Origin of the sequence: Synechococcus sp. R55.8 (assembly GCF_047461895.1) — a bacterium.
Taxonomy (GTDB): domain Bacteria; phylum Cyanobacteriota; class Cyanobacteriia; order Thermostichales; family Thermostichaceae; genus Thermostichus.
This window is the reverse complement of the sequence record NZ_JANSIB010000001.1, coordinates 1-9388: the sequence shown is the minus strand read 5'-3', so window position 1 is coordinate 9388 and position 9388 is coordinate 1. Positions and strand designations below refer to the sequence as shown.

At 59.1% G+C, this 9388-nt stretch carries 6 protein-coding genes; 3 read left to right on the top strand and 3 right to left on the bottom strand.

Translation table 11 applies throughout. From position 1 onward, the window contains the following. The first annotated feature begins 51 nt into the window (after nt 1-51). From cphA to NW829_RS00020, 3 genes are all read left to right on the top strand, one after another. Nucleotides 52-2748 (top strand): cyanophycin synthetase, encoded by a 2697-nt coding sequence (gene cphA / locus NW829_RS00030; RefSeq protein WP_011432546.1) that lies wholly within the window; start codon nt 52-54, stop codon nt 2746-2748. A gap of 322 nt (nt 2749-3070) precedes the next feature. Then, complete coding sequence (locus NW829_RS00025) at nt 3071-3271, top strand: hypothetical protein (protein ID WP_011432545.1); 201 nt, start codon at nt 3071-3073, stop codon at nt 3269-3271. 122 nt (nt 3272-3393) lie between these two features. Then, nucleotides 3394-4248, top strand: coding sequence for a prepilin peptidase (locus tag NW829_RS00020; RefSeq protein WP_414413179.1), 855 nt, complete (start codon nt 3394-3396; stop codon nt 4246-4248). A gap of 349 nt (nt 4249-4597) precedes the next feature. On the opposite strand, the gene NW829_RS00015 is transcribed toward NW829_RS00020, so the two are convergent. From NW829_RS00015 to NW829_RS00005, 3 genes are all read right to left on the bottom strand, one after another. Beyond that, nucleotides 4598-4915, bottom strand: a complete 318-nt coding sequence (locus NW829_RS00015; RefSeq protein ID WP_414416158.1) for a hypothetical protein — start codon at nt 4913-4915, stop codon at nt 4598-4600. Between the two features lie 78 nt (nt 4916-4993). Continuing rightward, nucleotides 4994-8956, bottom strand: a complete 3963-nt coding sequence (locus NW829_RS00010; RefSeq protein WP_414416157.1) for a magnesium chelatase subunit H — start codon at nt 8954-8956, stop codon at nt 4994-4996. Nucleotides 8957-9222: 266 nt separating this feature from the next. Further along, a partial coding sequence (locus NW829_RS00005) for a tyrosine-type recombinase/integrase (RefSeq protein WP_414416173.1) occupies nt 9223-9388 on the bottom strand: 166 nt, incomplete at its 5' end.

Genomic DNA, 9388 nt, shown 5'->3' with positions numbered 1-9388 from the left:
AAAACGACCCTAAGTTATCTGTCCCCTTCCCCGCTGTTTCCCCTAGACCCTATGCGCATCCGATCCATCCGCGTTCTCAGTGGCCCCAACTACTGGAGCATCCGTCGTCATAAGCTGATTCAAATGCGGCTTGATCTGGAAGACTTGCAGGAGCGACCCACCAACACCATCCCGGGTTTCAAAGAAAGGTTGGAGGCCCTGTTGCCGGGACTGTGGGAACACCAGTGCTCCCGCGGCTGCTATGGGGGATTCTTGCAACGGGTGGAAGAGGGCACCCTCATGGGCCATGTGGTGGAGCATGTGGCCTTGGAACTGCAGACTCTGGCCGGCATGAAAGTGGATTTTGGCCGCACCCGCGAAACCTCCACCCCCGGCACCTACAACGTCGTGTTCGAGTATCAAGAGGCAGAGGCCGGGCGCTTTGCGGCCAAAGCTGCAGTCTACCTCTGTCAGGCTTTGGTGGATGGAGAAGACTACCGCCGCGACCTAGAACTGGACATTCAAGAGTTGCGAGAGATCCGAGAGAACGTCCGCTTCGGCCCCAGCACCCAAGCTTTGCTGGACGAGGCCGCCCTGCGCGGGATCCCCTATCTGCGCCTCAACAAGGGATCCCTGGTGCAACTGGGGTACGGCGTCTACCAAAAGCGCATCGAAGCCACCACCACTGAAAAAACCAGCATCATTGCCGCCGACCTGGCCGCCGACAAGCGGGCCACCAAAGAACTGCTGCAGGACATGGGGATCCCGGTGCCCAAGGGCTATACGGTGCGTCGCCGCAGCGAGTTGGCAGCCACCATCGAGGATGTCGGGGGCTTTCCGGTGGTGATCAAGCCCCTTAACGCCAACCACGGCAAGGGCATCACCGTCAACATCACCAGCCTGGAAGCCGCCGAGATCGCCTACGATGCCGCCAGCCAATACTCCGATGTGGTGTTGGTGGAAAAGCACCTGGTGGGGGATGACTACCGACTGCTGGTGATCAACAACAAGCTGGTGGCTGTGGCCAAACGGATCCCAGCCTATGTGGTGGGAGATGGCCGCTCCACCATTCAAGAGCTGATCGACGAAGTCAACAGGGATCCGCGGCGGGGGTTTGGCCACGAAAACGTGCTGACCCAAATTAGCGTTGATGACATGACCCTGCGTATCCTCGAAAGCAAAGGCTACACCCTGGATACCGTGCTGCCCAAAGGAGAACATTGCACCCTCAAATCCACCGCCAACCTGAGCACCGGCGGCATCGCCGTCGATTGCACCGATATCATCCATCCCTACAACGCCTTCATTGCCGAACGGGCAGCTCAGATCATCGGCCTGGATGTGGCGGGTATTGACCTCATCTGCCCGGACATTGCCCAGCCCGTCAACGAAACCGGGGGCGGCATTGTCGAGGTGAACGCTTCTCCGGGTTTGCGCATGCACCTGGCCCCCAGCGAAGGGATCCCGCGCAATGTGGCTGAGCCCATCATCGACATGCTCTTTCCCCCCGGCAGCCACACCCGCATCCCCATCCTGGCCGTCACCGGCACCAACGGCAAAACCACCACCACCCGCCTGATCGCCCACATCCTCAAAGGCATCGGCAAGCGGGTCGGCTTCACCACCACCGACGGCGTTTACATCCAAAACCATCAAATTGCCAAGGGAGACATGACCGGCCCCCACAGCGCCCGCCTGGTGCTCAGGGATCCCACCGTAGAAGTGGCGGTGCTGGAAACGGCGCGAGGCGGCATTTTGCGAGAGGGGCTGGGGTTTCCGGAATGCGATATTGGCGTGGTGCTCAACGTAACCTCAGATCACCTGGGGTTGGGGGATATCGAAACCCTAGAAGACATGGCCCGCGTCAAATCCGTCTTGGTGGAAGCGGTACACGAGCGGGGCTACGCTGTCTTGAATGCCGATGATGGTCTGGTGGCCGCCATGGCCGCCAATGTCAAGGCGACAGTGGCCTATTTCAGCATGAACCCGGAAAATCCCCTCATTCAAAAGCACATTGCTTCCGGGGGCATAGCAGCTGTCTATGAAGAGGGCCACATCTCAATTTTGAAACGGGGCTGGAAACTGCGCATAGAAGATGTAACCAAAATTCCCCTCACCCTCTCTGGCAAGGCCAGCTTCATGATCCAAAATGTGCTGGCCGCTACTTTGGCAGCCTTCCTGCACGGGGTTTCCATCGACGACATCCGCATGGCGCTGGGCACCTTCACCAGTTCTGTAGCCCAGACCCCCGGTCGCCTCAACTTGTTTGATGTAGGGGGCTACCAGGTGTTGGTGGACTATGCCCACAACCCAGCAGGTTACGAAGCCATTCAAAGTACCCTGGAGCGCTGGGATTGCCAACGAAAAATTGGGGTTATCGGCGGGCCTGGGGATCGGCGCAACAGCGACCTACGAGAGCTGGGAGTCTTGGCAGCGCGCATGTTCGACCGAGCCATTGTCAAAGAAGATGATGACCGGCGAGGACGGGAACCAGGCGAGGTGGCCGCCCTAATCCGGCAGGGTTGGGAACAGGAAAAGGCAGGGGATCGTCTGCAGGAAATCTTGGATGAGGCAACTGCCATCGAAACCGCTTTGGAAAAGGCCGAACCCGGAGACCTGGTGGTGATCTTTCCGGCGGATGTACAGCGCACCATCCAGATCATCACCCGCTTTCAAGACAAGCTCAATCCCAAACCCAGTTACCGTGGCTCCTCCTACAGCATCGGCCCAGATTTGATCTCCCCCAGCCCTGACGTCAAACTGTCTTAGGCTGGCTGCCGACAACTCCAGAGTGCTCTATGGCCTCCATTCCTGGACAGACATCGAGAATTGAGTGGGCGGAGGTGACCCATAAGTCCTCGGCGGCGATATCCTAAGTTTAGGCTGGCGGGGGCGGGTGACTTGTCTTTTGGGAAGCAGCAGGTGTTCGGCTCAGGGGATCCTCGGCTTTTCAGAAGCCTTAACCGTTCTAAAAAAGTCTGAGGGATGGCAGACAGAACTTTGGGGATCCCAAAAGGTCTAAAGACTCCGTCCCGCCGACGCGATGGGAATGTCGTTAGGGTAGTTGTGAATTTGGCAAGGAAAACAGCTCATGGACAGCGCTCTGCTTCAAGCGGCTCGCCAGATTTATCAATTTCATCTGCAGTATCGACCGGAAGTGCTGGAGCAACCTCCGCGGGGGGTAGTTATTCACCGCCGTACCCTGCGAGGGGATCTGATCTTTTCCGAGTTCCCCATCCTGCTGCCCCAGGAAACTTTTATTCCGCTGCAGCAATTGGAGCCGCTGCGGTGAGGCACAAGGAGCTACGCTGACAGAGCAGATCCTTCCTTTTTCTGCCTTTAGGGACTCCGTCCTGCCGACGCGATGGGAATCGCTGCCATGCTCGAGGTTCTCCCCTACTGCGCAACGCTCGCATGATGTGGCTGAGCAACGCTGATGCGAACGGCACCTGGGAGCTGCGCCTACTGGGCTGGGTGCTGGTGCTGGTGCTGGGGGCCTGTGTGGGCAGCTTCTTGAACGTGGTGGTCTATCGCCTGCCGCAGGGTCTTTCTCTGCTCCATCCCGGATCCCATTGTCCAAGCTGCAAGACGCCGCTGGGCCCCACGGAGAACATTCCCATCCTAGGCTGGTTGTTGCTGCGCGGTCGCTGCCGCCATTGTGGAGCGCAGATTAGCTGGCGCTACCCTGCCGTTGAGGCGTTGACAATGGGCCTGTTTGCCCTCAGCATCGGCGCTTTGGGGTTTTCTGCCCAAGGGATCCTCACCTGCATCTTGTTGAGCTGGCTGTTGGCCCTGGCGCTCATCGATCTGGATACCTTTTTGCTGCCGGAGGAGCTGACCCGTTCAGGCCTGGTGGTGGGGCTTTTGGCCCGCCTGGCTCTGCCGTGGCTCCAGGGATCCGGATCCCTGGCCGCTACAGGCCTGTCACTGGTGGAAGGGATTGCAGGAGCTGTGCTGGGCCTCTGGCTGCTGGAGGGCATTGGCCTCTTGGCCCGTTGGGTCTTGGGGCGGGAGGCTATGGGCGGGGGAGATGGCAAGCTGTTGGCCCTGATCGGCATGTGGTTGGGCTGGCAGGGGGTGGTGGTGGCCCTTCTTTTGGGTTCCGGGTTTGGCCTGCTGGCTAGCTTGCTGGCCATGACCAAGGGGCGGGCCCGCCTGGGAAAGCCCATCCCTTTCGGCCCCTACTTGGCTATGGGCGGAGGGGTAGCCGCTCTAGCCGGATCCCAACTGGTGGAGGGCTACCTGCGCTGGCTTGACCTGGTGGGGTAGAGGGAACGTCCATTCAACATTGGATACTTCATGTTTCGGGATCTATGACTTCAAACTGATCGGGAAAAAGAATGAGATTAAAATATCGAAAACCTCCTACCAAGCTCAAATCCGGAACCGCTAAATCAACCGCATAGCCTTCAGTGGGATCTGAGTAACATTCCACAATGGATCCCTGAGTTCCAGCAGGAATAGTGGTCTCGCTGAAATACTCCTTGACATCTGCCACAGTTTTGACTCTACTGTATGGCTTGATTCTAGAAGTGGTTTTACTCATCATTGTGTACCTCTAGCCAATTGGTGACCAAACGAGGGATTAAACTTTCCTTATCAACCTGCCACACGGTCACTAAAGTGCCTTTTTTCTGATTGAGGCCCAAAATTTCAATCTTGATCGATAGCGGCTTCCATAGGGTGTTGGAAACGGATCCCCGGCTAAGGCGCAAGGCAGAGCAGCAGTAACCTGTTGCAGAATGTGAGCAAATCCCACCCTTCTTCCCTCTGGTGTACTGACATCATAGCCAAGCTCTGCAAAGGCAATCCACTTGCCTTGATTTCCAGGATTAGCTGGATTCATAGAGTAATCAACGAACTTGGCAGGATCCACTGCTGCTTCAGAAGCCCTGGGCAAGGATCCGGCCATGGTTGCAGCTTTTGCCGACTTCACGTAAGGTCTAAGGACTCCGTCCCGCTGGCGCGAACAGTAGCCCAGACGTCTCACGCTAACCTGAAACAACCATATTAATTACTCCACCCCTTCGATTCTGTCCTCGATCTCCTGATACAGCTCCTGCAGACGCTCGATATTGGCCTGGGAAGTCTGCCAGTAGCCACGCCCATGCACCTCCAGCAGGGATCCGACAATGCGCCGGAAGGAGTGGGGGTTGAGGTTCATCAAGCGCTGCCGCATCGCCTCGTCCTTGATGAAAGTCTCGTTGGTTTCTTCGTAGATCCAGTTGTCCACCGCGCCTGCCGTGGCCGACCAGCCGGAGGTGTTGACCAGCCGCTTGGCGATCTCCCGTACCCCTTCGTAGCCGTGCTTGAGCATCCCCTCATACCACTTGGGGTTGAGGAGCTTGGTGCGGGCGTCCAGACGGATGGTTTCGCTCAGGGTGCGGATCTGGGCGTTGGGCGTGGTGGTATCTGCCATGTAGGCCGAGGGGGCCTTGCCGTCGGGGCGCAGGCTTTGCACCAGCTTGGTGGGATCCGCGTCGAAGTAGTGGCTGACATCGGTCAGGCTGATCTCCGAGGAGTCCAGGTTCTGGAAGGTCACATCCACCGTCTTCAAGCTGGCTTCAAAAAGCTGCCGCATCTGCTGGTTAGGCAGATTCGAGCCGAAGGCAAAGGACTTGCGGGATAGGTACATCTCCCGCAGCTCGCTTTCATCTTCCCAAGAGCTGTTTTCCACCGCCAGGTTGATGTTGGCCGAGTAGGATCCGGAAGCGTTGGAAAAGACCCGCGTTGCCGCCTGCTCCAACGTCAGCCCCAGTTCTTCTGCCTGCTGCAAGGCGTGCTTGCGCACAAAGTTCAGCTCCGGTGGCTCCACCGCTGCGGCCGCCAGCTTCACCGCCCGGTCGATCAGGTCCATCTGGTTAACAAACAGATCCCGGAATACCCCCGAGCAGTTCACCACCACATCAATGCGGGGCCGGCCCAGTTCCTCTAAGGGGATTAACTCCACCTTGTTCACCCGCCCCAGGGCATCGGGTTTGGGTCGCACCCCCAGCAAACACAGCACCTGCGCCAGCGACTCCCCGTAGGTCTTGATGTTGTCGGTGCCCCAGAGCACCACCGAGATGGTTTCCGGGTACCGGCCACCGTTACTGCTCATCTCGCGAGCCAGCAGCCGTTCCACCACCATCTCCGCCGACTGGATGGCGGCTGCCGTGGGGATGGACTGGGGATCCAAAGCGTGGATGTTGCGCCCTGTCGGCAACACATTGGGGTTGCGGATGGGATCCCCCCCCGGCCCCGGCGAAATGTACTCCCCTTCCAAGGCCCGCAGCAGGGATCCCAGCTCATAATCTGCCGTAATTTGCTTGAGGCACTCCTCCAGAAATTCAAACAAGGGCTTCAAAAGATCCGGATCCACCTGGGGGTAGCCCGCTTCTTTTAGGACTGCCAACCAGGGGGCTTGCCGGCCCATGTTGAAAAAGTTGAGCTTGGCCACCCGCGCGACCCGGCCCTGGGCGTCGGTCTGCTCCTGCACCAGCGCCGCCACCGCCTTCTGGCAGGCCTTGTTGATGCGATCCAGCAGCTCCGTATCCGCCAGGTGTCCCCGATCCCGGTTGCGGTAGATCTCGTCGATGTCCCGGCCCAGGCTTTGGGCAAGAATGCGCGGCAGACCCAGGATCCCTTCTTCCGGGCGGTCAATGCTGGCAATGCTCACCAGGGTGGCAATCGCCTCCTCTGCTGTGGGGGGCGCTCCAATGACGTGCAGACCACAGGGCAACAGCCGCGACTCGATCTCCATCAGCTGGGCGTAGAGCTTGCCCACCACCCTGTCCCGCTCTTCCAAGCTCAACTGGGCGGCGTCCCCCTGGGGCAACTCCACATCCTTGTCCAGGTTCACCAGCCGCGCCTTGTCGCAGATGGCGTTGACGATGGCGATGCCCCGCGCCCCCTCCCGCAGGGTTTGGTAGGAGCCGATCATCTCCCGCAGCTCTTGCAGCCCCTTGTAGAGGCCGGCGTTTTCTGCCGGCGGCGTCAGGTAGCTGATGGTGCAGGCGTAGCCCCGCCGCTTGGCAATAGTGGCCTCACTGGGGTTGTTGGCGGCGTAGTAGTACAGGTTGGGCAGGGATCCAATTAGATTATCCGGATAGCACTCGCCCGACATGCCGATCTGCTTGCCCGGCATAAACTCCAGGGATCCATGGGTGCCAAAGTGCAACACCGCATCCGCCCCCCACACTTTCTCCAGGTAGGTGTAGTAGGCGGCAAAGCCGTGGTGAGGGCTGGCTGACCTGGAAAAAAGCAGCCGCATGGGATCCCCTTCATAGCCGAAGGTGGGCTGCACCCCGATGAACACATTGCCAAAGTGCTTGCCGTAGATCAACAGATTTTGCCCATCGGTATTCAGGTGCCCCGGCGCTGGCCCCCAGTATTGCTCGATGGCTTTCACGTAGGGTGTCAGCGCCTCGTACTCCCGCACCGACAGTTTGGCGGCCACATTCAGCTCCGGGCTGGCGTACTGGGCCTGGGGATCGTGCAGGATGGACTCCATCAGCTCCTGCGGGGTTTTGGGCAGCTCGGGGCCGAGGTCATAGCCGTTGTGGGCCAGGGCCTGCATCACCCGGTGAATAGAGGCAAATACATCCAAGTAGGCTGCTGTCCCCACATTGCCTTTGTCCGGTGGGAAGCTGAAGACGGTGATGGCGATCTTCTTCTCCAGCTTGGGCTTGCGCCGCAAATTGGCCCATTTAATGGCCCGCGCCGCGATCAGCTCGATCCGATCCTGCATTGCGTGAGCTTTGCCGGTGGCCGCGTCCCGCCCTGAGAGGATGATGGGATCAATGGCCCCGTCCAGCTCGGGAATGGCAATCTGCAAAGCCACCTGCACCGGGTGCAGCCCCAGGTCGCTGGCAGCCCATTCCTCCGTCGATTGAAACACCAAGGGCAGCGCCACCATGTAGGGGCGATTCAGCCGTTGCAGCGCTTCCACTGCTTTGGGGTGATCCTGCCGCGCCGGCCCTCCCACCAGGGCAAACCCGGTTAGCGACACGACCACATCCACAATGGGCGCTGTCTTCTGCGCGTTCCAGAAAAACTCGTTCACTGGCTTGGAGAAATCTAGACCCCCGGCAAACACCGGCACCACCCGCGCCCCGCGCGACTCCAGCTCTTGCACCATGGCCACGTAGTGGGCATCATCCCCCGTCACCAGGTGGGTGCGCTGCAACACCAACCCCACGCAGGGAGCCAAGGGATCCTTCACGTCCTGCGGCAGATCCTCGCGGGCGTTGTACCAGTCCAAATACTCCGACAGGCTGGCAAACATCTGGGGTGCCAGGGGGTGCCAAATGCCCATCTCCAAATAGGTGACCGGCTCGGCAAACTGCACCTGATCCCGCATCCCCGGCAGGTAGCGATCCGCCAACATCAGCAAAAAGTTCTCCAGGTTCTCGCGGGATCCCCCCAGCCAATACTGAAAGCTGAGCATGAAGTTGCGGGCATCCTGCGCCTTGTCGAAGGGCAGATACTTCAGCACCTTGGGCAGGGTCTGCAGCAGCTTCAGCATCCCCTCCTGGAAGTTGGATCCCTGCTGGCGCTTGCGCATGAACTGGGCGATGGCGCTCTTGGACTGGCCTAGCTGCGCCATAGAAAAGGCTCCCATCTTGTTCAGGCGCATCACCTCCGGCATGGAGGGAAACACCACCACCGCATCCAGCCGTTCCCGCAGGGGTTCTACCGCCTGCACCACCTTCTGGGCAATGTCCTCGATGAAGATCAAGGATCCAATAAAGACATTGGCCGTTTCCAGATCCCGCTGAAAAGCCTCATAGCCCGCGGGATCCCGCAGCTCCTCCACCAGATAGCCGGCCAGCTCCACCGCCAGCTTGGAGTTGTGGGCGTTGATGTGCTGCACTGCTGCGGTCAGGGCACTCTGATATTGCGGCTCCAACACCACATACACCACCTTCATCAAGCGGCGATCCCCCACCTCGGCAGGAGTAACGTGGCGGGTGATGGGCTTAACCAGAGTAAACATGCGGTCGCTCTCCGTCGTGCAATGCAAAAGATGGGGTGAACTGGGGAAAGGACTCCGTCCCGCTGACGCGAAAGGACTCCGCCCCGCTGACGCGAAAGGACTCCGCCCCGCTGACGCGATAGGCAGGATCCCCTATTGCTTGTTTCTCGTTCTACCAGAGAAACGGATCCCTGCTGAGGGTATGACGGCAAGGTCGTAATAATTCGCAATGATCGCTGAGGTACTGTAAAGGGGAAGAGGATCCCTTCCCCAGCGAGCGTCCCCTTCTAAGGATCCAATGGACTTCTCACCCCGCGCCCGCCTTTATTCAGCACATGGGTGTAAATCATGGTGGTTTTGACATCTTTGTGGCCCAACAATTCTTGGACGGTGCGGATGTCGTAGCCGTTTTGCAGGAGATGAGTGGCAAAACTATGGCGGAAGGTGTGGCAA

Coding starts and splice junctions, on each gene's coding strand:
- cphA (WP_011432546.1), top strand. CDS start 52: ATGCGCATCCGATCCATCCGCGTTCTCAGTGGCCCCAACTACTGGAGC.
- NW829_RS00025 (WP_011432545.1), top strand. CDS start 3,071: ATGGACAGCGCTCTGCTTCAAGCGGCTCGCCAGATTTATCAATTTCAT.
- NW829_RS00020 (WP_414413179.1), top strand. CDS start 3,394: ATGATGTGGCTGAGCAACGCTGATGCGAACGGCACCTGGGAGCTGCGC.
- NW829_RS00010 (WP_414416157.1), bottom strand. CDS start 8,956: ATGTTTACTCTGGTTAAGCCCATCACCCGCCACGTTACTCCTGCCGAG.